The sequence below is a fragment of the Lysinibacillus canaveralius genome (assembly GCF_047301505.1).
Taxonomy (GTDB): Bacteria; Bacillota; Bacilli; order Bacillales_A; family Planococcaceae; genus Lysinibacillus_B.
On record NZ_CP154840.1, the window covers coordinates 4501408 to 4527526 of the forward strand.

Consider the following 26119-nt stretch of genomic DNA (forward strand, 5'->3'; position numbering starts at 1 on the left):
GAAGTAGACACAGGTAGCACACTTGTTCTTTGAAAACTGGATAAAACGACATTGAAAGCAAACACAAATTTCTATCTTTAAATAGATATGAGTCAAACAAGTCAAGCAATTGACGTGTAAACTGAAGTCTAACTCTTCGAGTTAGCGTTAACTTATTGGTTAAGTTAATAAGGGCGCACGGTGGATGCCTTGGCACTAGGAGTCGATGAAGGACGGCACTAACACCGATATGCCTCGGGGAGCTGTAAGTAAGCTTTGATCCGGGGATTTCCGAATGGGGGAACCCACTGCGTTTAATCGCGCAGTACTTTCGCGTGAATTCATAGCGCGTTAGAGACAGACCCAGGGAACTGAAACATCTAAGTACCTGGAGGAAGAGAAAGAAAATTCGATTCCCTGAGTAGCGGCGAGCGAAACGGGAAGAGCCCAAACCAAGAGGCTTGCCTCTTGGGGTTGTAGGACACTCTATACGGAGTTACAAAGGAATGATTTAGGCGAAGCGACTTGGAAAGGTCCGCCAGAGCAGGTAAAAGCCCTGTAGCCAAAAAGTTATTCCCTCCAGAGTGGATCCTGAGTACGGCGGAACACGTGAAATTCCGTCGGAATCCGGGAGGACCATCTCCCAAGGCTAAATACTACCTAGTGACCGATAGTGAACCAGTACCGTGAGGGAAAGGTGAAAAGCACCCCGGGAGGGGAGTGAAAGAGAACCTGAAACCGTGTGCCTACAAGTAGTTAGAGCCCGTTAATGGGTGATAGCGTGCCTTTTGTAGAATGAACCGGCGAGTTACGATTACGTGCGAGGTTAAGTTGAGAAGACGGAGCCGCAGCGAAAGCGAGTCTGAATAGGGCGAAATAGTACGTGGTCGTAGACCCGAAACCAGGTGATCTACCCATGTCCAGGGTGAAGGTGAGGTAACACTTACTGGAGGCCCGAACCCACGCACGTTGAAAAGTGCGGGGATGAGGTGTGGGTAGCGGAGAAATTCCAATCGAACTTGGAGATAGCTGGTTCTCTCCGAAATAGCTTTAGGGCTAGCCTCGTGATTGAGAATACCGGAGGTAGAGCACTGTTTGGACTAGGGGGGCATCTCGCTTTACCGAATTCAGACAAACTCCGAATGCCGGATATTTATACACGGGAGTCAGACTGCGAGTGATAAGATCCGTAGTCAAAAGGGAAACAGCCCAGACCACCAGCTAAGGTCCCAAAGTAATCGTTAAGTGGAAAAGGATGTGGCGTTGCTTAGACAACCAGGATGTTGGCTTAGAAGCAGCCATCATTTAAAGAGTGCGTAATAGCTCACTGGTCGAGTGACGCTGCGCCGAAAATGTATCGGGGCTAAACGATTCACCGAAGCTGTGGATTGACATCTTTGATGTCAGTGGTAGGAGAGCGTTCTAACTGCGTTGAAGTCAGACCGGAAGGACTGGTGGAGCGGTTAGAAGTGAGAATGCCGGTATGAGTAGCGAAAGACGGGTGAGAATCCCGTCCACCGTATGACTAAGGTTTCCTGAGGAAGGCTCGTCCGCTCAGGGTTAGTCGGGACCTAAGCCGAGGCCGACAGGCGTAGGCGATGGACAACAGGTTGATATTCCTGTACTACCTCCCCACCGTTTGAGAAATGGGGGGACGCAGTAGGGTAGGGTAAGCAGAGCGTTGGTTGTCTCTGTTCAAGCAGTAAGGCGTGTGTGTAGGCAAATCCGCACACTGTAACGTTGAGCTGTGATGACGAGTCCGTATGGACGAAGTTCCTGATCTCACACTGCCAAGAAAAGCCTCTATCGAGGTGGGAGGTACCCGTACCGCAAACCGACACAGGTAGTCGAGGAGAGAATCCTAAGGTGTGCGAGAGAACTCTCGTTAAGGAACTCGGCAAAATGACCCCGTAACTTCGGGAGAAGGGGTGCTCTGGTAGGGTGAAAGCCCGAGAGAGCCGCAGTGAATAGGCCCAGGCGACTGTTTAGCAAAAACACAGGTCTCTGCAAAACCGTAAGGTGACGTATAGGGGCTGACGCCTGCCCGGTGCTGGAAGGTTAAGAGGAGCGGTTAGCGCAAGCGAAGCTGTGAATTGAAGCCCCAGTAAACGGCGGCCGTAACTATAACGGTCCTAAGGTAGCGAAATTCCTTGTCGGGTAAGTTCCGACCCGCACGAAAGGCGTAACGATCTGGGCACTGTCTCAACGAGAGACTCGGTGAAATTATAGTACCTGTGAAGATGCAGGTTACCCGCGACAGGACGGAAAGACCCCGTGGAGCTTTACTGTAGTTTGATATTGAATTTTGGTACAACTTGTACAGGATAGGTAGGAGCCAGAGAGCCCGGAGCGCCAGCTTCGGAGGAGGCGTCGGTGGGATACTACCCTGGTTGTATTGAAATTCTAACCCATGCCCCTCATCGGGGCAGGAGACAGTGTCAGACGGACAGTTTGACTGGGGCGGTCGCCTCCTAAAAGGTAACGGAGGCGCCCAAAGGTTCCCTCAGAATGGTTGGAAATCATTCGTAGAGTGTAAAGGCACAAGGGAGCTTGACTGCGAGACCTACAAGTCGAGCAGGGTCGAAAGACGGGCTTAGTGATCCGGTGGTTCCGCATGGAAGGGCCATCGCTCAACGGATAAAAGCTACCCCGGGGATAACAGGCTTATCTCCCCCAAGAGTCCACATCGACGGGGAGGTTTGGCACCTCGATGTCGGCTCATCGCATCCTGGGGCTGTAGTCGGTCCCAAGGGTTGGGCTGTTCGCCCATTAAAGCGGTACGCGAGCTGGGTTCAGAACGTCGTGAGACAGTTCGGTCCCTATCCGTCGTGGGCGTAGGAAATTTGAGAGGAGCTGTCCTTAGTACGAGAGGACCGGGATGGACATACCGCTGGTGTACCAGTTGTTCTGCCAAGGGCATCGCTGGGTAGCTATGTATGGACGGGATAAGTGCTGAAAGCATCTAAGCATGAAGCCCCCCTCAAGATGAGATTTCCCATTACGCAAGTAAGTAAGACCCCTGAAAGACGATCAGGTAGATAGGTTCGAGGTGGAAGTATGGCGACATATGGAGCTGACGAATACTAATCGGTCGAGGACTTAACCAAATTTTGTGTGCTGCACAATGAAACGTTTATCCAGTTTTGAAAGAATAAACTTCTTTCATATGTCTAGTGATGATGGCAGAGAGGCCACACCCGTTCCCATACCGAACACGGAAGTTAAGCTCTCTAGCGCCGATGGTAGTTGGGGGCTTCCCCCTGTGAGAGTAGGACATCGCTGGGCAATCAGACTCAACCTGTAGAGGTTGAGTTTTTTTATTGCCAAAAAAGCTCCCAACGACCAAACACCGAAGGTGAGCCCGGCGCGTAAGCGAAAGGTTCTTTTTATCAAAAGAATCGAAAGCTACGGATTGTAATCCCCGAGCAGTGGGAGGACCAAGAAGGACAAGGAAACAAGGGAGCAAAAGAAGGAACGTACTCGGTACGTGACTGAAAGAGTGAGCGCAGATGACGCCGTCATTCGCCGGTCATCGCGCTGCGAAGACAGGGTCGATGGTAGTTGGAGGGCGCCCCTGTGAGAGTAGGACATCGCTGGGCAACAAGACTCAACCTGTAGAGGTTGGGTTTTTTTATTGCCAAAAAAGCTCCCAACCACCAAACACCGAAGGTGAGATCGGCGCGCAAACCGAAGGATTCATTTTATGTAAGGAAATCAAAGAATACGATACGAATTTCCCCGAGCAGTGGGAGGACCAAGAAGGACAAGGAAACAAGGGAGCAAAAGAAGGAACGTACTCGGTACGTGACTGAAAGAGTGAGCGCAGATGACGCCGTCATTCGCCAGTCATCGCGCTGCGACGATAGCGTCGATGGTAGTTGGAGGCGCCCCTCTGAGAGTAGGAAGGCGCTTCGTAAGTAAAATCCAATCTTAATGCATTGGTTTTCGTTTACAAAAGACCTTACAATCGTCCAATAATTAGAGTACATGAAACAAAGCCTTAAGAATCAATTTAAAACCTTCTATTCTCCTATTAATTTTAAAAAGGAATATTATATTATCTGTGTAATTTAATGATAGAAATTAGAGAAAACAAATTGCCCTAATAAAGATAATTAAACCGTAAAAAAAATTATTATTCAAGTGTTGAACAATCAGAGTCATCTATCACTTCATAATTGACACATCAAGAAATGAGCTGCCTGTCTCGCCTTTCTAAGCAGCTTTTTCTAGTCCGGATTTTCGACTAGCAAGTCCAAAAGAGGTATTGTTATATTTTTAACTGATCATACTCTTAATAAAAATAGGCATGCTGTCCCGAGGAATTGAATTAGAGGAAGTTGGAATACTATCAAAAGATTCTTCGTGACCTAATTCTAAAGGGGCACTTTTAATTCCATCGGACAATAATATAAATGACACTTTGAGAGATTAGATAATCTGCGGATGCACGATGCTCTTTTCAATCTTTTTCCAGCGCTCTATTACTAACCTTTTTGAAGTGCGAAGTATTTATATCTATTAGTCGTCATTCAAATATAATAAATGATAGGATTATAGCCTTCCTTATTCCATCTCAACTATTTTCCCCATGCATTGAATAGAGGTGTGCTTGTCAGGTACCTCGGTAGAACTGTTGCATGAAATAGCAGCACCCTGTCTTCTAATCACTTCTACTACTACAACTTCATCAAATACATCTCTTTTTGTACGTACACGGGTAATTGTCTGTAGCTTTTCGGATATATGAATGAAGGCAGCCGCTTTATACATTTGATCTACAGCCATTTTTATAAACTCTAGACCTACTCTGCCTGTTGTTCTAATAACGATTAGCTTCATCCCGATCATTTCCTCTTTATGATAGTGTAAAGCCCAGTTTTGGCTATATTGATAACAAACTTTACAAAAAGGTTCTTTTTAGATTACTGTTACCTCCAACAGTTGGTTTTCGCTCTTGTAACTTCTATAATAAAGAAAGAACAATGAACGGAGTGAATAGAAATGAGAAGTGAAAGACCACTTGTAGAGGCCCTGCAGAAATTTGTAGAAAAAGAGCCCCATTCTCTGCATGTTCCTGGGCATAAAAACGGACTTCTTTCATCGTTGCCGAAGGAACTAAAAAAAGCCCTTATTTATGATGTAACCGAGTTATCCGGACTGGATGACTTCCATCATCCTGAAGAGGCGATTGATGAAGCCCAAAAACTTCTGGCAGAAACTTATGGAGCAGATCGCAGCTTTTTTCTAGTAAATGGCTCTACAGTGGGAAATTTAGCTATGGTTTATGTGGTATGTAAACAAGGAGATACTATTTTAGTTCAAAGAAATGCGCATAAATCTGTCTTCCATGCAATAGAATTAGTTGGTGCCAAACCAGTCTATTTAGCACCTCAGTGGGACGAACATATGAAAGCGGCTGGGGCGGTTCCATTTGAGACTATAAAAGAAGCATTAGAACAGCATCCAGAAGCAAAGGGCCTTATTCTTACTTCTCCTACATACTACGGGATGGTGGCAAAAGATTTGAAAGAGCAGATTGAGCTCTGTCATGAACACCATATTCCCGTTCTAGTAGATGAAGCACATGGAGCTCATTTTACAGCAAGTAAAAGGTTCCCAACATCAGCTCTTGATCTAGGGGCAGATATAGTAGTGCAATCCGCTCACAAGACGCTGCCGGCAATGACAATGGCTTCCTTTATGCATGTCAAATCTAAGCTTGTCTCCGATCGCAGGCTCAATCATTATCTACGCATGCTGCAGTCGAGCAGCCCCTCCTATCCACTTCTTGCCTCCTTGGATGATGCAAGGCACTATATCAGCAAATATAAGGAAAGTGATGCAGTATACTGTCTGGAGAAACGAAATCAATGGATAGAGGCCTTGGAATCAATTCCAGAGTTGAAAATCATTGAAGCAGATGATCCATTAAAGGTATGTATTCGTATGGCAGGCTATACGGGGATGGAGCTAAAATTGGCGATGGAAGAAAATTTACTCTATCCTGAATTAGCGGATATAGACCAGGTACTGCTCGTCTTGCCCTTATTGAAGCATGGGGAAGTATACCCTTATGCAGATATAAGAATAAGGATGAAAAATGCTGTAACCCAATTAAAAATGAAAAAGGGTAGCGAACAGCCTCAAATGGGTAAACAATATAAAATGGCCTCTATTATTACGCCTAATGCCTCATTTGCGGAAATAGAATCTATGGAAAAGGAATGGATTCCCTATATGCGAGCAATGGATCGAGTAGCAGGCAGTATGCTTATTCCTTATCCTCCTGGCATCCCCTTATTTGTTCCAGGAGAGAAGATTACGGTTTCTAAACTGAGCCAGCTAGAAGAGTTACTAGCCATCAATGCTTCGTTTCAAGGAGACCATCGTCTGGAAGAACGTTTAATTCAAGTACTAAAGTAGTTGTTGGAGGAATATAGAAAATGGTAAGAAATTTATTTATTACATTCGAAGGTCCAGAGGGAGCAGGGAAAACATCAGTTTTAAAGGCGATTGTCGAGCGACTGGAGAATGAACACATCGAATTTTTATCGACACGTGAACCAGGCGGAATTGAAATTGCAGAGAAAATTAGAGAGATCATCCTAAGTCCGGAACATACTGCAATGGATGCTCATACAGAAGCATTGTTATATGCCTCAGCACGCAGCCAGCATTTTTATGAGAAAGTAGAACCGGCTCTTCAGTCTGGCAAGCTTGTCCTCTGTGATCGCTTTATCGATTCTTCTCTAGTTTATCAAGGAATAGGCCGTGGCTTAGGTATAGAAAAGGTACGGGCCATTAATGAATTTGCAATAGGAACAAGGATGCCTGATAAAACTATTCTGTTTGATTTAGAACCCGCTATCGGTTTAGCCCGCATTGAGGCTAACCGGCAAAATGAAATTAATCGGCTAGATGTAGAAAGCCTTGCATTTCATGAAAAAGTACGAAACGGCTATTTACAACTAGCGGTGGAAGATCCAAACCGCATCATTCTTATAGATGCAAACCGCCCCTTAAAGGAAGTAGCTGAAGAGGCTTGGTTGATAGTAAAAAGTTTGATAGAAGAAAAGTAAATGAAGTAAGTAAGTGTAATATGATATAATGGTAACACCATTCAACTGAAAGGATGAGGGCGAATGAAATTAGTCGTAGCAGTAATTCAAGATCAGGATAGTAATCGTTTATCAAATGCTTTAACGAAATATAATTTTCGTGCAACAAAACTAGCGAGTACAGGTGGATTTTTGCGTTCAGGAAATACGACTTTTTTAGTCGGGGTAGATGATGATCGCATTCCGCAACTACTTGATGTAATTCGAGACAATTGCCGTTCACGTGAGCAGATGGTAGCTCCGGTATCTCCGTTGGGAGGAAGTGCAGATTCGTACATTCCTTATCCGGTTGAAGTGGAAGTTGGGGGAGCGACTGTGTTCGTATTGCCAATAGAACAGTTCCACCAGTTTTAAGATGGAGGTGGATTTTTAAGTGAAGATTAATCGTGATATGCGTGTCGGTTTCCAGAATCAAAATGAAGTAAGACAGACAAACCAAAATGGCAGCCGTTTTGGGGATATGGTTATAAAGCAAGGTTCAAAAATGGAAACAGAGCAGCTGACACGTCTTCTAGGTGATATTTCCGCCGCTGGGGAACGGGTGGCTCGTTCACGGAATTTGCGTGAATTGACACGTTTTAAAATGCTGGTAAAACGCTTTTTACAAGAAGCAGTCAATCATGGCTTGGAAACAAAGCAATCCCATACGTGGAATCGTTTTGGTGAAGGCCGCCGCTTAAAAATTGTTGAGACAGTAGATGAGCGTCTTGTAGAACTTGCCAGCGATATTTTAGATGAAGAAAAAGAAACGATTGATTTATTAGATAAAATAGGTGAAATTAAAGGATTATTAATTAACCTATATATGTAACCCCGTGTCTTTGTCGTGTATGTAGACACGGGATTTTTTCTAAAGGGAGCTTACTCATGCTTCAGATGTATGAAGTAAGGTAGTACCCTTCTACCCGAGGTGAAAAGGTGAATTAAAATGGCAAGAAAAATGGATGAGCTACAAGTATTACAGCCAATCGTAATGAAACAGCTTCAGACGATTTATGAAAAGAACAGAATGGCGCATGCCTATATATTTGATGGCGAAAAAGGCACAGGAAAGCGTGATGTCATGACGTTTTTTGTGAAGCTTCTCTTATGTGAGCATCCGATCGATAACGTTCCATGTGAAACATGTCGTCACTGTATACGTATTGATTCTGGAAATCATCCAAATATAAAGCAGGTTGAGCCTGAAGGTCAGTTTATTAAGATCGACCAAATCCGAGATTTGATTGCAGAAATGATGATGACAGGTGTGGAAAGCGGACGCAAAATTTATATCCTGCATCATGCCGATAAATTAAATACTGCTTCGGCAAATATGCTGCTGAAATTTTTAGAGGAACCTGATGGAGAAGTAACGGCTATTCTATTGACGGAGCAAATCCAAAGTATTTTACCGACAATCCGTTCAAGATGTCAGCATATTAAGTTCTCTAAAGTACCTCGGCAAATTTTAATGGAGCGCCTTACGGAGCAAGGGGTTACCCATTCTATGGCCTCCACGGTGAGCATGGTAACAAATGAATTTGAAACTGCCTTAGCTCTTGCCAAGGAAGAGCAGTTTGCACATGCAAGAAAAACAGTGTTAAAATTAGTGGAGATAGTCAAAAGTAATGTGCATGAAGCTTTGCTTGTAGTGCATGAAGAATGGCTTCCTTCATTTAAAGAAAAAGCAGAGATGGAACAAGCATTAGACTTATTGCTGTTTGCTTATCGTGATATCGTGGCAATCAAGGCCAACCCTGATGCTGCCTGCACATATCCGGATATGCTGCATGTCTTTAAGGAAATGGCCCTGCATACAACGTATGAGCGATTATCGAGTCAAATGCAAGCGGTTTTACAAGCACGAGCGAACCTGCAGCGCAATATGAACCGAACGCTATTAATGGAGCAGCTAATGCTAAATTTGCAGGAGGGGTATACATTTGTATAATGTAGTAGGAGTCCGCTTTAAAAAAGCGGGTAAAATATATTATTTTGATCCGGCTGCTTACATACTGGAAGTAGGGGAGTATGTAATTGTCGAGACGGCACGCGGAATAGAGTATGGGAAAGTTGTTGTTCCTACCCGCCAAGTGGAAGAGAATGATGTCGTCTTGCCGCTTAAACAAGTAGTACGGCCGGCAGATGAAAGAGACCGCATTCAAGTGGAAGAAAATTTGGCAGAGTCTAAACGCGCGTTTGAATTAGCGACTACAAAGATTGTTGAACATAGCTTAGAAATGAAGCTTGTCGATGTTGAATATACGTTTGACCGAAATAAAATCATTTTTTATTTTACAGCTGAGGGCCGTGTAGATTTCCGCGAGCTTGTAAAAGATTTAGCATCTATTTTCCGTACACGTATTGAACTGCGTCAAATCGGTGTACGTGATGAAGCAAAACTTCTAGGCGGTATCGGTCCATGTGGACGTATGCTTTGCTGCTCCACGTTTTTAGGTGATTTTGATCCAGTATCGATTAAAATGGCAAAAGATCAAAATTTATCGCTTAACCCAACGAAAATCTCGGGCCTTTGCGGTCGTTTAATGTGCTGTTTGAAATATGAGAATGATGATTATGAGCTTGCTAAAGAAGGCATGCCTGATATCGGTGATGTAACAATGACACCAGATGGGCAAGGGAAAGTAATCGGCCTCAATATTCTTGAACGTTTAATTCAAGTATACTTGCAGGAGCAGGAGCGCACTGCTGAATATTCTCTTGAAGAATTATTGAAATATGAAAAAAATCTTATATAGATAGAAACTTAATGAGGTGGCTTGAGTGAAGGACCGTAATTTTTTAGATACTGTTATGGAGTTCGAACAGCAGCTCGAATCAATGCAGCAACAGTTCGGCGACTTGAAGCGGTTTGTTGCGCATATGATGGAGGAACATCAGACACTTCAAACGGAAAACCTTCATCTAAGGAAGCGTCTAGAAGAGCTTTTATCTAAGGAGCAGCCTTCTATAAAACACAAGAAGAAGGGCAATTCATTAGATATTGGGGAAGGATACGATAACTTGGCTCGTCTTTATCATGAAGGGTTCCATGTTTGTCATGTTCATTTTGGAAGCTCACGTAAAGGTGAGGATTGCTTGTTTTGTTTATCATTTTTAAATAAAGAAAATAGTTAATGAAGAGACTGCTTCCTTCAAGGGGAGGTCAGTCTTTTCTTTTGGAGGAATTACAATGAATGAATGGTTGAAGGGTGATGAACGCCTGGATTATTTATTAGCGGAAGATTTAAGAATTATCCAAAGCCCATCTGTCTTTTCATTTTCATTAGATGCGGTATTGTTATCTCGCTTTGTCGGTGTACCGAAACGTGGAGCGGTAGTAGATTTATGTTCAGGAAATGGTGTGATTCCATTGTTTTTGAGCGCTCGTACCAAGGCGAAGATTACTGGGGTAGAATTACAGCCGCGTCTATATGATATGGCTTGTCGAAGTATCGACTACAATCAGCTAGGGGACCAAATTGAAATGATGCATGGTGACGTAAAAGAAGCACCGAGTACTCTTGGAGTGGAAAAGTATGATGCCGTTACATGCAATCCTCCTTATTTTTTAGCCCATGAATTGAGTGATAAAAATTTGAGTGAGCATCATGCTATTGCAAGACACGAACTTCACCTAACATTAGAAGAGGCGATTCATTCAGCTAGCCGTTTACTAAAACAGGGAGGCAAGGCGGCGTTTGTCCATAGACCAGGCAGGCTATTAGATATTGTTACCGCTATGCGGGCAAACAGACTAGAGCCAAAGAGGATGCAGCTTGTTTACCCAAAGCGCGGAAAAGAAGCGAATACATTGCTTATCGAAGGTATTAAGGATGGGAAGCCAGATTTAAAAATTTTGCCTCCGCTTTACGTGTACGAAGAAAACAATGAATATACAGAAGAAATTCGAGCGATTCTGTATGGAGAATAAACATTATTTTTATGTATTACAATGCCGCGATAATACACTGTATGCCGGTTATACAAATAATCTTGAAAAAAGGGTTACTGTGCATAATGCGGGAAAAGGTGCAAAATATACGAAGGCCCGTACTCCTGTTACGTGTATTCATTACGAAATATTTGAAACAAAACAGGAAGCGATGAGAAAAGAGTATGCGTTCAAGCAGTTAGAGCGTAAGAAAAAATTAGAGTATATAAGGAGCAAAGCACATGAAATCACAAAAAAGTAGCCAGCATGAAACAGGCAGTTGTTTATACCTTGTTGCAACACCAATTGGCAATTTAGAAGACATGACAGTCCGTGCATTGCGCATTTTAAAGGAAGTCGATATGATTGCAGCTGAGGATACAAGGAATACACGGAAGCTTTGCAATTATTTTGATATCTCTACACCATTAATCAGTTACCACGAGCACAATATAGAAGTTGGAGGACAAAAGCTGCTTTCTCTTTTACGCGAAGGAAAATCAGTAGCATTAGTCAGTGATGCTGGGCTTCCGTGTATTTCAGATCCAGGGGCTGATATTGTGGAAAAGGCTATTGCGGAAGGCTTTGCCGTTGTACCTATACCAGGGGCTAATGCGGCCGTAACTGCGCTGATTGCTTCGGGATTAAATCCACAGCCATTTTACTTTTTTGGGTTTTTAAACCGAAATAAAAAAGAACGTCGCCTTCAGCTAGAGAGCTTAATAAAGCGAGAAGAGACAATGCTATTTTATGAAGCGCCTCACCGGTTGAAGGATACATTGAAAGATATGCAGCTAGTGCTTGGGAATCGCCGTATCGTCTTAGCACGTGAATTAACGAAGAAATTTGAGGAATTCCTGCGAGGTACGATAGAAGAAGCGCTTGTATGGTCGGAAGGAAATGAAATCAGAGGAGAGTTTGTAATAGTAGTCGAAGGAAATACTTCTGGTGAATTAGAGGAAGTAGAGCAGCCATGGATATCAATGACAGTGGTTGAACATGTAGACTATATAATAGAAGAAACTCAAATGAATTCAAAGGAAGCAATTAAAGAAGTTGCTAAATTACGGGGATTGCCAAAAAGAGATGTATATAATACGTACCATCAAAAAGAATAGGTTAGAGACCTAGAGAGATATAAGGTATATAACATAGTTCAGGTAATGGGACAAGTTATAGAAAATCAAAAATATGATGTTTTGTTACATGAAAGAAGGACCATTCTTTAGAGGATGGTCCTTTAAAATACTTAAATTATTTTTTTAAGTTATTTTGAATTTCTTTCATTAACATTTCTGCGCCTTCAGGACTTAAAATTAATTTGCCCCCTACAAGACGGAAATTGTCATCTGATACTTCACCTGTTACGGCGCAAGTCATATTAGGCATGTATTTTTTTAGGATGATTTTATCATCATCAACATAAATTTCTAACGCATCTTTTTCAGCAATCCCTAATGTACGACGAAGCTCGATCGGAATAACCACACGACCTAATTCATCGACTTTACGAACAATACCTGTAGATTTCATGATAATATTTTCCTCCTAGTTTGGTGTTATGATAATTCGTCAAAATTCGACATCAAATCCTTGTCTATGATAAATCATACCAAGTAATACCATAAACGTCAATAAATTAGTACTGAAAATAGGATATTAATGTGAATTTTTTAATCAAAATTTGCAGTTACAACCTTAAAATTAAAGATTTTTACTATTATTCACCTTTATTAGACTAAATATTCAAATAAAGGCTAAACTTATGATGTGGTTATTTTTCGACAAAATCCAATCTCAATAATCTTTCATTGAAACGAATTTCGTACTTCGTTAGAATAGAAACTATACTGTGAAACAAAATGGAGGCAGTTCTAGTGAGCGAACAAAAAACATTCTATATAACAACACCCATTTATTACCCTAGTGGTAAGTTCCATATCGGTACAGCCTATACAACGGTTGCATCTGATACAATGGCCCGCTACAAGCGTATGAGAGGATTTGATGTACGCTTTTTGACAGGGATGGATGAACACGGACAGAAAATCCAGGAGAAAGCACAAGAGACAGGTAAGCATCCTCAAGAATACGTAAACGAGATTGCTGATGCTGCTAAGAAACTATGGTCTCTTATGGATATATCCTATGATGACTTTATTCAAACCACACAAGAGCGTCATAAAAAGAGCGTCGAAAGAATTTTCACACATTTCCTAGAAAATGGTGACATTTATAAAGGTGAATATGAAGGACTTTATTGTGTACCTTGTGAATCCTACTATACCGAAACACAATTAGTTGACGGTAAATGCCCTGATTGCGGCCGTGAGGTACAAAAAGTTAAAGAAGAGTCTTACTTCTTTAATATGAAAAAATATGCAGATAGATTACTTCAATATTATGAAGAAAATATTGAATTTATTGAGCCGGAGTCTCGTAAAAATGAAATGATCAATAACTTCATTAAACCAGGTCTTGAAGACTTATCAGTTTCACGTACTTCTTTTGATTGGGGAATTAAAGTACCTGGTGATCCGAAGCATGTTATTTACGTATGGGTGGATGCTCTATCCAACTATATTACGTCTCTAGGCTATGGCTCTGACAATGAAGAGCTATTTAATAAATACTGGCCGGCCGATGTACATGTAGTAGGAAAAGATATTGTGCGGTTCCACACAATTTATTGGCCAATTTTCCTTATGGCCTTAGATTTACCATTACCGAAAAAAGTATTCGCCCATGGCTTCATAATGATGAAAGATGGAAAAATGTCAAAATCCAAAGGAAATGTTGTCTATCCTGAAATGCTAGTGGAGCGTTACGGACTAGATGCAACACGCTACTTCCTGCTGCGTGAACTTCCATTTGGATCAGATGGTGTTTTTTCACCGGAATCATTTGTAGAGCGTACAAACTTTGACTTGGCGAATGATTTAGGAAATTTATTGAATAGAACTGTCTCTATGATGAACAAATATTTCGACGGGGTAATTCCAACAGAAAATCTGGAGCCAACAGAGTTTGATGATACATTAAAAGCATTTGCAGAAAACGTACGTATTAAATATGAAGAAAGTATGGAAAAAATGCAATTTAGCGTGGTGTTATCAGAATTATGGTCACTTGTTTCCCGGACAAATAAATATATTGATGAAACTTCACCATGGGTATTGGCGAAAAATGAAGAAGATCGTCCGAAATTAGCCGCAGTTATGGCAAATTTAGCAGAAAGTTTACGTCATATTGCAGTAATGTTACAGCCATTTATGACTTCAGCGCCTAAACGTATCGCAGAGCAGCTTGGTCTAACAGAAGAGATGCTAAATTGGGATTCGATTGCTGGGTTTGGAAATGTTATTTTACCAAACACAAAAGTGGTAGAAAAAGGGATACCTATTTTCCCGCGATTAGAAGCAGAGGAAGAAATCGCCTATATCCGGGAGCAAATGCAGGCAAGCGTAAAAACACCTCAGGAAGAGCCAAAGAAGGAAATTGTCGAAACACCTGAAGTGCCGGAAATAACAATTGATGACTTTATGAAAATTGATTTGCGAGTTGCTACAGTTACAGCTTGTGAACCAGTACCGAAGGCAAATAAATTACTAAAACTTCAAGTCGACCTTGGGTTTGAGCAGCGTCAAGTTGTTTCAGGTATCGCAGAGCATTATAAACCTGAAGAATTAGTAGGGAAAAAGGTAATTGTAGTGGCGAATCTTAAGCCTGTAAAGCTTCGCGGTGAATTATCGCAAGGAATGATTTTAGCAGGTTCTCATGAGGGGATCTTAACATTAGCAACTGTTGATCCAAAGCTGGAAAATGGTGCAAAAGTAAAATAACCTAAATGGGTAGCGTTCTTCTTGCGTATTTAGCTAGACTTACATTGAGGCATTTCGACAATTGTCTCTTTTAATAAGCGAAATGAGGAAGATAGCTGAAGTATTTATAATAAGCCTGTTGAACAGTTAAAGTTCAGCAGGCTTCCTTTCATTCAATTGTTTATCAAAATATTATTTTGAAATAAAGAAAAATACCATTTAATTGAATAAAAGGAGAGTCATACATCCTTCGATAAATAGAGACAGATAGAGACTTTGTTACAAAACAGGTAGTTCGGTAATATAAATGAAATATAGATGAAAAAAAAGAAATAATTTAATCCATTACAATACGGAATAGGAGAATGAAAACATGACATCATATATCGATACACATGTCCATTTGAACGCAGATCAATATGATGAAGATCTAAAAGAAGTTATCGCTCGTGCACTTGAAGCACAAGTAGAGAAAATGGTCGTTGTAGGTTTTGACCGCAAGACAATTGAGCGAGCAATGAATTTGGTAGAAGAATATGACTTTCTTTATGCTGTAATTGGGTGGCATCCTGTAGATGCCATTGATTGTACAGATGAGGAGCTAGAATGGATTGAAGAATTGGCAGCACATCCGAAAGTAGTAGGTATAGGAGAGACAGGACTTGACTATTACTGGGATAAATCACCAAAAGATGTGCAGCAATACTGGTTCCGCAAGCAAATAAAACTTGCTCAAAAGGTAAATCTGCCAATTATTATCCATAACCGTGATGCTACCGGCGATGTGGTGCGTATTTTACGTGAAGAAAATGCCGCATCTGTAGGTGGAATTATGCATTGTTATGGAGGGAGTGTAGAAACTGCCCATGAATGCATTGGTATGAACTTTATGATTAGCCTCGGAGGACCGGTTACGTTTAAAAATGCAAGACAGCCGAAAGAAGTAGCGAAGGAAATTCCACTTGAGCATCTATTGATTGAGACAGATGCGCCTTATTTGGCTCCTCATCCTCATCGAGGCAAGCGAAATGAGCCATCTTTAGTGCCCCTTGTTGCCGAGGAAATAGCACGTTTGAAAGAGATGCCGGTAGAAGAAGTAGCAAAAGCAACAACAGAAAATGCAAAACGCTTTTTCAAAATTAGTGACTAAATTGTGAACACGTCTCCAATACTGCTGTTGGAAAGGCTTGCAAACTGTCGCTAGATGACCCAAATATGCATTTATGTTGACAGTTCAAAATGTAGTCCGTATAATCCAACGAGTATTAAAGGAGGCGTTTTTTCATGTCAAATGACACCATGAAAAATCTGTTCTTTGGTTCATTGAGGAGTAAGCAAACAGTGGTAAGACTTTTATCTCTTGTCCTGTTTGTATCAATTATTGTATTTGTTTTATACCAGGGAACGAAGAACTCAGTTGTCATCAATGCAAACGGTGAGCAGCTGGAAGTAGCAACACACGAAAAAACAGTTGAAGATGTATTGGCCACCCAAAACATCGCTGTTTCAGAATATGATAAAGTATCACCCTCACTGGATACCAAGGTTGTCAGCGGAATGACAATTGATTGGGAACAGGCAAAAGAAATTATTATTTCAGTTGATGGAAATCAGTCAAGTATTTGGACAACTGAAAAACGAGTGAAGAACATTTTGGAAGAGGCAAATATTGAAGTAGCAGAGCATGACGAGATTTCACTCAGCTTAGATACAGAAGTAGGAGCAGATCACAAAATCGATATTCAAAAAGCGTTTCAGTTAACGCTTGTCGATGGCTTAGAAGAGAGACAAGTATGGTCCACTTCGACTACGGTCGCTAACTTTTTGAAACAACAAGGGATTACATTAGGCGAATATGATCGTATCGGGAAATCAATGGAGGAGGTTATTACTCCAGACGATCGCATCGCAGTTGTTCGCGTAGAAAAAGTTACCGATGTAGTGGAAGAATCAATCGATTTCGCAATTGAAAAGAAAACGGATTCTTCTTTGTTGAAGGGAAAAGAAAAAGTAGTAACGACGGGGAAAAAGGGTACTGTAGAACGTACTTTTGAAGTCGTGAAAGAGAATGGACAAGTAGTGTCCAAAACATTACAAAAAGAAAATGTCGTTAAGAAGCCAACAAAACAGGTAGTAGCGGTAGGCACAAAAGTCATCACGGCTAGTGTTTCACGTAATAATTCAGCTGCCCCTTCAAACGGGAAGGAATTTTATGTGACAGCAACAGCTTATACAGCAAACTGCTCAGGATGTTCAGGTGTAACGGCAACTGGGTTAAATTTAAAGGCGAACCCCTCAAGTAAAGTGATTGCAGTTGATCCAAGTGTTATCCCATTAGGCTCAAAAGTTTGGGTTGAAGGTTATGGTTATGCAATTGCTGCTGATACAGGCGGTGCCATCAAAGGTAATAAAATCGATGTATTTATATCTTCCAAGTCCCAAGCAGCAAGCTGGGGGCGTAAAAAGGTGCGCATAAAAGTATTAAACTAGTTAATAGTATTCCAAAATGATTATGCTTTCCCGTTTTTGACTGGCGGGAAAGCTATTTTTATGGAGAGAAATAGGGATCAGCAGCTTGGATGCCGGCTTCAATATAAAAAATAAAAGCAAGGTATTTACGGTTAGGAATACCTTTCTAATGGGTTGCAATCTGCTGATTGTGTTAAAATACGAAAAGAAGCTTGAGTGAAAAGAGGATGTAGTTTGAATATAAAAGAAATCATTGTCGTGGAAGGCAAGGATGATACAACTGCCATTAAGCGTGCTGTTGGTGCTGATACGATTGAGACAAATGGCTCCGCTATTTCTGAAGATACATTGCGGCGAATTGAGCATGCTCAAAAGAAGCGGGGAGTAATTGTATTTACGGACCCTGATTATCCGGGCCGCCGTATTCGAGCCATAATTGAGGAACGCATCCCTGGCGTAAAGCATGCTTTTTTAGCAAAGGAAAAGACGATTGCAAAGAATGGTCGAGGCCTTGGGATTGAGCATGCTAATGACGAAGATATCCGTAATGCTTTGCGTCATGTTTATACGGTCAATACAGGCAGTCACTTTGAGGAGCAGATTACCCTGGAGGATTTAATGCTGGCGAAGCTGATTGGACACCCACAGTCGAAGGAGCGCCGTACTAAGCTTGGGGAAATTTTAAATATCGGTATGACAAATGGAAAACAGTTACACAAACGGCTTATTATGTTCCAAATTACAGTGGAGCAATTTGGCTCGGCAGTAGCACAGCTAGATCAGGAGGAACGACATGTATAAAGATATAGCAACACCGATTCGCACAAAGGAAATTTTAAAAAAGTATGGCTTTTCTTTTAAAAAGAGCTTGGGACAAAACTTTTTGATTGATCCTAATATTTTACGAAATATTGTAAGCCATGCCCATCTTACATCTGAAAGTGGCGCGATAGAGGTGGGGCCCGGTATTGGAGCACTCACAGAACATCTGGCACGAGCAGCGAAAAAAGTAGTATCATTCGAGATCGATCAACGCCTTTTACCTGTATTGGAAGACACGTTAAGCCCTTATGATAATATAAAGATTGTCCATTCAGATATTTTAAAGGCAGATGTTGTAAAAGTAATACAGGAGGAAATGCCGGGTATCGAGGATATTATGGTAGTAGCTAACCTACCTTATTACGTAACAACACCTATCTTAATGAAATTGCTGAATGACCGTCTGCCGATTCGCGGCTTTGTTGTGATGATGCAGAAAGAAGTAGCAGATCGTATCACTGCAAAACCCGGAACAAAAGAATATGGATCTTTATCCATTGCTATCCAGTACTATTGTACGGCAGAAGTGGCAATGATTGTACCAAAGACCGTATTCATGCCACAGCCGAATGTGGACTCAGCGGTAATTCGTTTAATTAGGCATGACAAACCGCCCGTCGAAGTAATTAATGAGGATTTCTTATTTGAAGTTACAAGAGCGTCCTTTGCTCAACGCCGTAAAACAATTTTAAATAACCTGCAAGCAGGCTTGTCGGAGGGTAAAAAAAATAAGGATGCTATCCTTAACGCTCTTGAAAAAGCAGGAGTTGAGCCATCTCGTAGAGGAGAAACACTTACGATTGAGGAATTCGGACATTTAGCGGATGCCCTATATCCGACATTTTACAAACGTCAATAAATCGAACTTCCTAAAAAAAATCACTGTTTTTTTTAAGAAAAAAGTTGACGGAAATTATTCCTTGGTGATAAAATATTATATTTTATTGACACAACTGGTCATTTGTGATATACTTTTATTTAGTGAGGTGTATGCGAAAATGCCAAAAACGTTAGCTGACATTAAAAAGTCGTTAGAGTGTCATTTGGGTAAACGTTTGCAATTACGAGCAAACGGAGGTCGCAAGAAAACGGTTGAGTGTGAAGGCGTACTTAGCGAAACATATCGTGCGGTATTCGTCGTAGAGCTTGATCAGGAAGATAACGCGTGTAAACGTGTGTCTTACAGCTACACAGATATTTTAACAGAAGCAGTGGAGATTACTTTTTTAGATGACACGATTGCTGTCGCTAAATAGGGTTTAGTTTTTAATTTATATGTTTAATGGAGCACCCATATTAATGGGTGTTTTTCCTTTTTAGGAGAATGCATAGTCCGAACGGAATCACACATAATACATTTGTCAGCCTTATATTCAAAAGGAGGCAGAAAGCATGGCTAAAGAAAAGATCATGTCACCACGTCTAAAAGAAGAGATTGCCAAGGAACTCGGATTTTATGATGTTGTACAAAAAGAAGGTTGGGGCGGAATTAAAGCCCGTGATGCCGGAAATATGGTCAAGCGTGCCATTGAAATGGCCGAAGAAGGTCTTGCAGCGGAGAAACGCAACAAGAATATTTAGCTAGGTTGAACCAAAAAGAGAAATAAGGCTGACGGAAGCTGTCTCAGAGATGAGACAGCTTCTTTTTCATAAACGATCAACTATAAAAAGTTTCTATACTTTCCATAAGTGCCTTGTCCTGCGGTATGGTAAAATAAAATGCAATGATATTCGCGATGTGCGAGATGTAAGGAGGATTTTGGCATGCTGTATGTAAAGGCGCCCGCTAAAATTAATTTAACATTAGATGTTTTATATAAAAGACCCGATCAATATCATGAAGTGGAAATGATTATGACAACAGTGGATCTTGCCGACCGGATTGGCTTAGAAGCACGTAAAGATGGTCTTATTAAAATTATTTCAGCTGATCGCTTTGTCCCGGATGATGAGCGAAATTTTGCTTACCAGGCGGCAAAGCTATTAAAGGATACATATGGAATTTCCGAAGGTGTATCAATTAAAATTGATAAAGAAATACCTATTGCAGCTGGGTTAGCTGGTGGCAGCAGTGATGCAGCTGCTACTTTACGCGGGTTGAATGAGATGTGGAACTTGAATTTGACAATGGATGAACTCGCTGAGCATGGCTCAAAAATAGGTTCGGATGTTTCTTTCTGTGTCTATGGTGGAACGGCACTGGCTACAGGGCGTGGAGAGAAAATAGAAGAATTGCCAGCTCCGCCTGCATGTTGGGTCGTATTAGCGAAGCCGAAAATCGGTGTTTCTACGGCAGATGTATATGGAGGACTTAAGCTAGATGGTATCAAGCATCCAAATACTAAACAAATGATTAAGGCAATTGAGAAGCAGAACTACGAGCTTGTCTGTCAATCACTCGGAAATGTACTGGAGACGGTAACCTTTAACCTGCATCCTGAAGTTGTGACAATTAAAGAACAAATGCATCGCTTCGGGGCAGATGCAGTACTGATGAGCGGCAGTGGGCCCACTGTCTTTGGATTAGTGGATTCAGAAACACGAGCTACACGTATTTATAATGGGCTACGAGGCTTTTGTGAAGAGGTATATGTGGTCCGTATGCTGGGTGAGCGGAATCCACTTGCTTAAAAACGTATATTTGTGGTAATTTACGTATTAAAAGTTCGTGTTTGTAATGGTTTAATTATTGTATGGGAGAGGATCAAATGAAATGGAAGCGCAGTGAACGTCTTGTTGATATGACTTACTATCTGCTTGAGCATCCACATCAGCTGATCCCGCTAACTTATTTTTCTAATCTATATCAATCCGCAAAATCCTCTATTAGTGAAGATTTGTCGATTGTAAAGGAAACATTCGAAGAAAAAGGAATCGGGTTGCTGATGACAGTGCCTGGCGCAGCAGGCGGAGTAAAATATATCCCGAAAACGTCCGAACAGGACGTAAAGGATATTATTAATGAGCTTATTGTAGAGCTTGGACAGTCGGATCGCTTGTTACCGGGCGGCTACTTATTTATGACAGATTTATTGGGAAATCCAGACTTGATGAATCGGGTGGGAAAAGTATTCGCAAGCGCGTTTGCGGACAAGCAGATAGATGTAATTATGACCGTAGCGACAAAGGGAATTTCAATTGCCCATGCTATCGCGCGTCATTTAAACGTACCAGTCGTCGTTGTCCGCCGTGATAGCAAAGTGACGGAAGGTTCTACAGTAAGCATTAATTATGTATCCGGCTCTTCTCGCCGAATTCAGACAATGGTTTTGTCAAAGCGCAGTATGAAGAGCGGTCAGCGTGTCCTCATTACGGATGATTTCATGAAAGTAGGAGGCACAATGAACGGCATGAAGAACCTGCTTGAAGAGTTTGATTGTGAGCTGGCAGGAATTGCTGTTCTCGTGGAGGCAGAGCATGCAGATGAAACACTTGTAGACGACTACTACTCATTAGTAAAGCTGCATGAAGTAAATGAGAAAGATCGTACGATAGCGTTAAGTGAAGGCAATTATTTTTCAAAGGGGAGAAAAGTATGAAAACAGTATCGACAAACAATGCACCGGCAGCGATCGGTCCTTATGCACAAGGAATTATTGTAAACAATATGTTTTATTCTTCAGGACAGATCCCATTAACAGCAGCAGGCGAGCTAGTTGAAGGAGATATCAAAGAACAGACAAACCAAGTATTTGAAAATTTGAAAGCTGTTCTTGCAGCAGCAGGCAGCTCACTAAATCAAGTCGTAAAAACGACAGTATTTATGAAAGATATGAATGACTTTGCAGAGATGAATGAAGTGTATGCAAGTCATTTCGGTGATCACAAGCCGGCACGCTCAGCGGTAGAAGTAGCCCGTTTACCAAAGGATGTAAAAGTAGAAATAGAAGTGATTGCATTAGTTAAATAATGTTTAGAAAGCGCTGCATATAAGCGGTGCTTTTTTTGCGGAAAAAAGCCCTCAGCAACCCCTAAAAGATGCCAGTAGCAGAACAGTTTGATAGACGACAGGAAGAATAGCAACCATGTTGCTGATCAAACATATATTTAAGAGAATTCTATATTACGGAATAGTAAATAGATCTAAAAATTTAAAATATTTATAAATTTCCACTAACTAAAGAAGGATTTTTCGTTTTTTTGAAGAAATTAACTCTCATAAAAGATGGCATCTTAGAAGAGAGGGGTGAAAGAATGGAAGTAACAGATGTAAGATTACGTCGGGTGCAGACAGATGGTAGAATGCGTGCGATCGCTTCCATCACATTGGATGATGAGTTTGTGGTACATGATATTCGAGTGATTGATGGAAATTCTGGTCTGTTTGTAGCAATGCCAAGCAAGCGTACGCCGGATGGTGAGTTCCGTGACATTGCGCATCCAATCAATTCAGGAACACGCAATAAGATTCAGGAAATCGTCCTAGCTGCTTATCATGCTTCAGATGAAGAAAATGAAGAGGAAGTCCTAGAACTGGAAGAAGCGAATGTCTAATTTTTATATAAAGAGAGTCTACTCTACTAAGGGTAGACTCTTTTTATATGGAGAAGGAGCAGAAATCTGCCCGAATAAGCGTTTTCAAGACGTAAAGGACAGGTATTAAAAAATGCGGATGTGTCAATGTTTTGTCAAGTCCGAATACCTTGAAAATCGTGTGAATTTACTATATAGTCATAAGAGACAATGAGCTGAATTGGGGGACTTAAAGATGACTAATATTTTTGCTATCGTGCTAGCAGCTGGTCAGGGAACACGTATGAAGTCCAAATTATATAAAGTGCTCCACCCTGTTTGCGGCAAGCCAATGGTTCAACACGTTGTAGATCACATCGAAACTTTAGATGTAGAACGTATTGTAACGGTTGTCGGACATGGCGCCGAAATGGTGAAAGAACAGCTAGGAGAGCAAAGTGAATATGTGTTACAAGCAGAACAGCTTGGAACAGCCCATGCTGTACAACAGGCCGAACCTGTTCTTGGTACGCTTGAAGGCACAACATTAGTGGTTTGTGGTGATACACCATTAATCCGCCCTGAAACAATGAAAGCCCTATTTGACTACCATACTTCACAAAACGCTAAAGCGACTATTTTAACAGCAGTGGCAGAAGATCCGACTGGTTATGGCCGCGTTTTACGGGATGCTGAAGGAAGTGTAGCTCAAATTGTAGAACAAAAGGATGCAACAGAAGAGCAAAAGAAAGTAACAGAAATCAATACAGGTACTTACTGTTTTGATAATAAGGCACTATTCGAAGCTTTGAAACTTGTAAGAAACGATAATGCGCAAGGAGAATTTTATCTTCCAGACGTTATCGAAATTCTACAGAAGCAAGGAGATCTTGTTGCTGCATATGTAACAGAAGATTTTGAGGAAACACTTGGTGTTAACGACCGTTTTGCCCTTTCTCAGGCAGAGGAGATTATGCGTGCTCGCATTAATGAGCGTCATATGCGTAACGGTGTTACAATTATTAACCCTTCTACGACTCATATTAGTGCCGATGCAATTATCGGCTCTGATACTGTGATTCAACCAGGTTGTATCATTGAAGGAAAGTCAGTAATCGGTGAAGATTGTATTATCGGGCCAAACAGTCATATTGTAGATAGTGAAGTCGGCAATGCGACAACAATCCACAGCTCTGTTGTCCTGCAAAGTAAAGTAGGTAATGAAACAGCTGTTGGACCATTTGCGCACCTTCGTCCAGCTTCTTCGCTTGGTGACCATGTAAAGATTGGTAACTTTGTAGAAGTGAAGAAAAGTAATTTAGGTGACCATACAAAAGTGTCGCATTTAAGTTACATAGGAGACGCTGAAGTAGGGGATAATTGCAATATTGGCTGCGGTACAATTACAGTCAATTATGACGGCAAGAACAAATTTAAAACAGTTATTGAAGATGACGTATTTGTAGGATGCAATTCAAATTTAGTGGCGCCGGTTACATTAGGAGCTGGCTCATTCATCGCTGCAGGTTCAACTGTCACGAAGGATGTACCAGGTGATGCGTTAGCGATTGCACGCGCACGCCAGGAAAATAAATTAAATTACGTTAGTAACAAATTAAAATAAATTCATTAATTAGAAAAACAGGAGGCCATCATGCCGTATCAATACGCTGACTCAAAATTAAAAATCTTCTCGCTAAACTCTAACAATCCCCTTGCACAAGAAATTGCAAACGAAATGGGCTGTGAGCTTGGTAAATCATCTGTAAAGCATTTCAGTGATGGAGAAATTCAAATTAGTATTGAAGAAAGTATTCGCGGTTGCGACGTATTCATCGTTCAATCCACTTCTGCACCTGTAAATGAACATCTCATGGAGCTATTAATTATGGTTGACGCTGTAAAACGTGCTTCAGCTCGTACAGTAAATGTAGTAATGCCATACTACGGATATGCACGTCAAGACCGTAAAGCAAAAGCTCGTGAGCCAATTACAGCAAAACTAGTAGCAAACCTTCTAGAGACTGCGGGAGCTACTCGTGTAATTGTATTAGATTTACATGCACCACAAATCCAAGGTTTCTTCGACATTTTAATCGACCACTTAGTGGCAGTGCCTATTTTATCTGATTACTTCAAAACGAAAGGATTTAATCCGGATGATGTTGTAATCGTATCGCCTGACCACGGCGGTGTAACGCGTGCCCGTAAAATGGCAGAGCGTTTGAAGGCTCCAATTGCCATTATTGATAAACGTCGTCCAAAACCTAACGTAGCAGAAGTAATGAATATTGTTGGTAATGTTGAAGGCAAGGTGGCTATCTTGATCGATGATATCATCGATACAGCAGGTACAATTACAATTGGTGCGAATGCTTTGCTTGAAGCCGGTGCAAAAGAGGTTTATGCTTGCTGTTCTCACCCTGTATTATCAGGTCCTGCAATTGAGCGTATTGAAAACTCAGTGATTAAAGAATTGGTTGTGACAAACACAATTCAATTAACGGATGATCGTAAATCTCCAAAAATCAAACAGCTTTCAGTAGCTGGATTGATGGCTGATGCTATTTCTCGCGTATATGAAAATAAATCTGTCAGCACATTATTTGATTAATTAAATAAACCGAAAGCCTTGTTCCTATAGGGACAAGGCATTTTTGCTTCCTGAGGATTTATAAAATTCAATATTGTAGACAAAGTTTAGAAAACTGTGCAGTCTATTTGGTGCTTTTGTTTTGACACTTGGTTTAAAATTTCCTATATAGGGTAAAGAATAAAGTGAAAATATTTACGGAAAAGGGGATTGTGAGATATGAGTACAGTAATAGAAGCAACAAAACGCGAAGCTGGCGCTCGTTCGATTTTAACCGAAGTACGAAATAATGGTAGCATACCAGCAAATGTGTATGGTTACAACACAGAGGCGACACCTATTAGTGTGAACGCAAAAGATTTACTTAAAGAAATTCAAACAAACGGTCAAAATGCCGTATTTAAATTAAATATTGAAGGAAAAACAGTAAATGCTGTAATCAATGAAATTCAGCGCGATGCATTAAAAGGTCTTGTTAAGCACGTTGACTTCCAAGCAATCAGCATGAATCAGGAGATTGAAGTAGAGGTACCTGTTACGATTGTTGGTGAGTCAGCAGGCGTAAAAGAAGGCGGCGTATTAACGCAGCCAAACCGAGAATTAAAAATTAAAGTAAAACCGTCGGATATCCCGGAAGCAATTGAAATTGATGTATCAAATTTAGGCGTCGGTGATACATTGTCATTAGTTGATATACGCGAAAAAATTAACTATGAAGTACTAAATGACGATGATTATACATTGGCTACAGTTACACCTCCAACTAAGGGTGACGAGGGAGCAGATACGGATGCTGAAGGTGTGACAGCAGATGACGTAGAAGCAACAGGAGAAAAGTTAGATCCGGACCGACCTGGACGAGAAGATTAAGAAATGGGAGTTCCTTTTAAAGGGACTCCTTTTTTACGGATTATTTTATAGTAAATCGTTATAGGTGATGGCGGCT

At 41.2% G+C, this 26119-nt stretch carries 26 protein-coding genes and 2 rRNA genes; 26 read left to right on the forward strand and 2 right to left on the reverse strand.

Annotated features, from left to right (window positions below; translation table 11 throughout):
- Positions 1-157 precede the first annotated feature (157 nt).
- Both AA0Y26_RS22660 and rrf read left to right on the forward strand, forming a co-directional pair.
- Positions 158-3086: ribosomal RNA gene (locus AA0Y26_RS22660) — 23S ribosomal RNA — on the forward strand.
- Positions 3087-3148: 62 nt separating this feature from the next.
- Positions 3149-3264, forward strand: a 5S ribosomal RNA gene (gene rrf, locus AA0Y26_RS22665).
- A gap of 1281 nt (positions 3265-4545) precedes the next feature.
- Here rrf and AA0Y26_RS22670 read toward each other — a convergent pair.
- Positions 4546-4821, reverse strand: a complete 276-nt coding sequence (locus AA0Y26_RS22670; RefSeq protein ID WP_413364224.1) for a hypothetical protein — start codon at positions 4819-4821, stop codon at positions 4546-4548.
- Positions 4822-4983: 162 nt separating this feature from the next.
- Between AA0Y26_RS22670 and AA0Y26_RS22675 the strand changes: the two genes are divergently transcribed.
- The 10 genes from AA0Y26_RS22675 to rsmI all read left to right on the forward strand — a co-directional run bounded on the left by AA0Y26_RS22675 (position 4984) and on the right by rsmI (position 12134).
- Positions 4984-6405: an aminotransferase class I/II-fold pyridoxal phosphate-dependent enzyme gene (locus AA0Y26_RS22675; protein ID WP_413364225.1), complete on the forward strand. Its 1422-nt coding sequence runs from the start codon at positions 4984-4986 to the stop codon at positions 6403-6405.
- Between the two features lie 20 nt (positions 6406-6425).
- On the forward strand, positions 6426-7061 hold the full coding sequence (gene tmk, locus AA0Y26_RS22680) for a dTMP kinase (RefSeq protein ID WP_413364226.1): 636 nt from the start codon (positions 6426-6428) through the stop codon (positions 7059-7061).
- Positions 7062-7124: 63 nt separating this feature from the next.
- Positions 7125-7454: a cyclic-di-AMP receptor gene (locus AA0Y26_RS22685; RefSeq protein ID WP_413364227.1), complete on the forward strand. Its 330-nt coding sequence runs from the start codon at positions 7125-7127 to the stop codon at positions 7452-7454.
- Between the two features lie 19 nt (positions 7455-7473).
- Positions 7474-7911, forward strand: coding sequence for a YaaR family protein (locus AA0Y26_RS22690; RefSeq protein ID WP_413364228.1), 438 nt, complete (start codon positions 7474-7476; stop codon positions 7909-7911).
- Between the two features lie 117 nt (positions 7912-8028).
- The gene (holB, locus tag AA0Y26_RS22695; protein WP_413364229.1) at positions 8029-9033 is read left to right on the forward strand and encodes a DNA polymerase III subunit delta'; all 1005 of its coding nucleotides are present in this window, start codon (positions 8029-8031) and stop codon (positions 9031-9033) included.
- A complete protein-coding gene (locus AA0Y26_RS22700; RefSeq protein WP_413364230.1) occupies positions 9026-9841 on the forward strand; it encodes a stage 0 sporulation family protein in 816 nt (271 codons plus the stop codon). The genes holB and AA0Y26_RS22700 overlap by 8 nt, the downstream gene beginning before the upstream one ends.
- 25 nt (positions 9842-9866) lie before the next feature.
- Positions 9867-10220, forward strand: a complete 354-nt coding sequence (gene yabA, locus AA0Y26_RS22705) for a DNA replication initiation control protein YabA (RefSeq protein WP_413364231.1) — start codon at positions 9867-9869, stop codon at positions 10218-10220.
- A gap of 55 nt (positions 10221-10275) precedes the next feature.
- Positions 10276-11016 carry a tRNA1(Val) (adenine(37)-N6)-methyltransferase gene (locus AA0Y26_RS22710; protein ID WP_413364232.1) on the forward strand — a complete coding sequence of 247 codons (741 nt, stop codon included), beginning with the start codon at positions 10276-10278 and terminating at the stop codon, positions 11014-11016.
- Positions 11006-11278 carry a GIY-YIG nuclease family protein gene (locus AA0Y26_RS22715; RefSeq protein ID WP_413364233.1) on the forward strand — a complete coding sequence of 91 codons (273 nt, stop codon included), beginning with the start codon at positions 11006-11008 and terminating at the stop codon, positions 11276-11278. The genes AA0Y26_RS22710 and AA0Y26_RS22715 overlap by 11 nt, the downstream gene beginning before the upstream one ends.
- Positions 11259-12134, forward strand: coding sequence for a 16S rRNA (cytidine(1402)-2'-O)-methyltransferase (gene rsmI / locus AA0Y26_RS22720; RefSeq protein WP_413364234.1), 876 nt, complete (start codon positions 11259-11261; stop codon positions 12132-12134). The genes AA0Y26_RS22715 and rsmI overlap by 20 nt, the downstream gene beginning before the upstream one ends.
- A gap of 136 nt (positions 12135-12270) precedes the next feature.
- On the opposite strand, the gene AA0Y26_RS22725 is transcribed toward rsmI, so the two are convergent.
- On the reverse strand, positions 12271-12549 hold the full coding sequence (locus AA0Y26_RS22725; RefSeq protein ID WP_036150958.1) for an AbrB/MazE/SpoVT family DNA-binding domain-containing protein: 279 nt from the start codon (positions 12547-12549) through the stop codon (positions 12271-12273).
- A gap of 329 nt (positions 12550-12878) precedes the next feature.
- On the opposite strand from AA0Y26_RS22725, the gene metG reads away from it, so the two are divergent.
- The 14 genes from metG to AA0Y26_RS22795 all read left to right on the forward strand — a co-directional run bounded on the left by metG (position 12879) and on the right by AA0Y26_RS22795 (position 26043).
- Positions 12879-14858: a methionine--tRNA ligase gene (gene metG, locus AA0Y26_RS22730; RefSeq protein ID WP_413364235.1), complete on the forward strand. Its 1980-nt coding sequence runs from the start codon at positions 12879-12881 to the stop codon at positions 14856-14858.
- A gap of 352 nt (positions 14859-15210) precedes the next feature.
- The gene (locus AA0Y26_RS22735; protein WP_413364236.1) at positions 15211-15987 is read left to right on the forward strand and encodes a TatD family hydrolase; all 777 of its coding nucleotides are present in this window, start codon (positions 15211-15213) and stop codon (positions 15985-15987) included.
- A gap of 134 nt (positions 15988-16121) precedes the next feature.
- Positions 16122-17327 carry a ubiquitin-like domain-containing protein gene (locus AA0Y26_RS22740; RefSeq protein ID WP_413364237.1) on the forward strand — a complete coding sequence of 402 codons (1206 nt, stop codon included), beginning with the start codon at positions 16122-16124 and terminating at the stop codon, positions 17325-17327.
- A gap of 213 nt (positions 17328-17540) precedes the next feature.
- On the forward strand, positions 17541-18107 hold the full coding sequence (gene rnmV, locus AA0Y26_RS22745; RefSeq protein WP_413364238.1) for a ribonuclease M5: 567 nt from the start codon (positions 17541-17543) through the stop codon (positions 18105-18107).
- Complete coding sequence (gene rsmA, locus AA0Y26_RS22750) at positions 18100-18987, forward strand: 16S rRNA (adenine(1518)-N(6)/adenine(1519)-N(6))-dimethyltransferase RsmA (protein ID WP_413364239.1); 888 nt, start codon at positions 18100-18102, stop codon at positions 18985-18987. Before rnmV ends, rsmA begins: the two co-directional genes overlap by 8 nt.
- Positions 18988-19126: 139 nt before the next feature.
- On the forward strand, positions 19127-19384 hold the full coding sequence (veg, locus tag AA0Y26_RS22755; RefSeq protein WP_413364240.1) for a biofilm formation stimulator Veg: 258 nt from the start codon (positions 19127-19129) through the stop codon (positions 19382-19384).
- 136 nt (positions 19385-19520) lie between these two features.
- A complete protein-coding gene (locus AA0Y26_RS22760; RefSeq protein ID WP_036150944.1) occupies positions 19521-19709 on the forward strand; it encodes a small, acid-soluble spore protein, alpha/beta type in 189 nt (62 codons plus the stop codon).
- A gap of 183 nt (positions 19710-19892) precedes the next feature.
- On the forward strand, positions 19893-20759 hold the full coding sequence (gene ispE, locus AA0Y26_RS22765; protein WP_413364241.1) for a 4-(cytidine 5'-diphospho)-2-C-methyl-D-erythritol kinase: 867 nt from the start codon (positions 19893-19895) through the stop codon (positions 20757-20759).
- Between the two features lie 77 nt (positions 20760-20836).
- A complete protein-coding gene (gene purR, locus AA0Y26_RS22770; RefSeq protein WP_413364242.1) occupies positions 20837-21667 on the forward strand; it encodes a pur operon repressor in 831 nt (276 codons plus the stop codon).
- Positions 21664-22038 (forward strand): RidA family protein, encoded by a 375-nt coding sequence (locus AA0Y26_RS22775; protein WP_413364243.1) that lies wholly within the window; start codon positions 21664-21666, stop codon positions 22036-22038. The genes purR and AA0Y26_RS22775 overlap by 4 nt, the downstream gene beginning before the upstream one ends.
- Before the next feature lie 284 nt (positions 22039-22322).
- Positions 22323-22622 carry a septation regulator SpoVG gene (gene spoVG / locus AA0Y26_RS22780; protein ID WP_036150936.1) on the forward strand — a complete coding sequence of 100 codons (300 nt, stop codon included), beginning with the start codon at positions 22323-22325 and terminating at the stop codon, positions 22620-22622.
- Positions 22623-22836: 214 nt separating this feature from the next.
- On the forward strand, positions 22837-24204 hold the full coding sequence (gene glmU / locus AA0Y26_RS22785; RefSeq protein WP_413364244.1) for a bifunctional UDP-N-acetylglucosamine diphosphorylase/glucosamine-1-phosphate N-acetyltransferase GlmU: 1368 nt from the start codon (positions 22837-22839) through the stop codon (positions 24202-24204).
- 30 nt (positions 24205-24234) lie between these two features.
- Positions 24235-25194 carry a ribose-phosphate diphosphokinase gene (locus AA0Y26_RS22790; RefSeq protein ID WP_413364245.1) on the forward strand — a complete coding sequence of 320 codons (960 nt, stop codon included), beginning with the start codon at positions 24235-24237 and terminating at the stop codon, positions 25192-25194.
- 198 nt (positions 25195-25392) lie between these two features.
- Positions 25393-26043: a 50S ribosomal protein L25/general stress protein Ctc gene (locus tag AA0Y26_RS22795; RefSeq protein WP_413364246.1), complete on the forward strand. Its 651-nt coding sequence runs from the start codon at positions 25393-25395 to the stop codon at positions 26041-26043.
- The last annotated feature ends 76 nt before the right edge of the window (positions 26044-26119 follow it).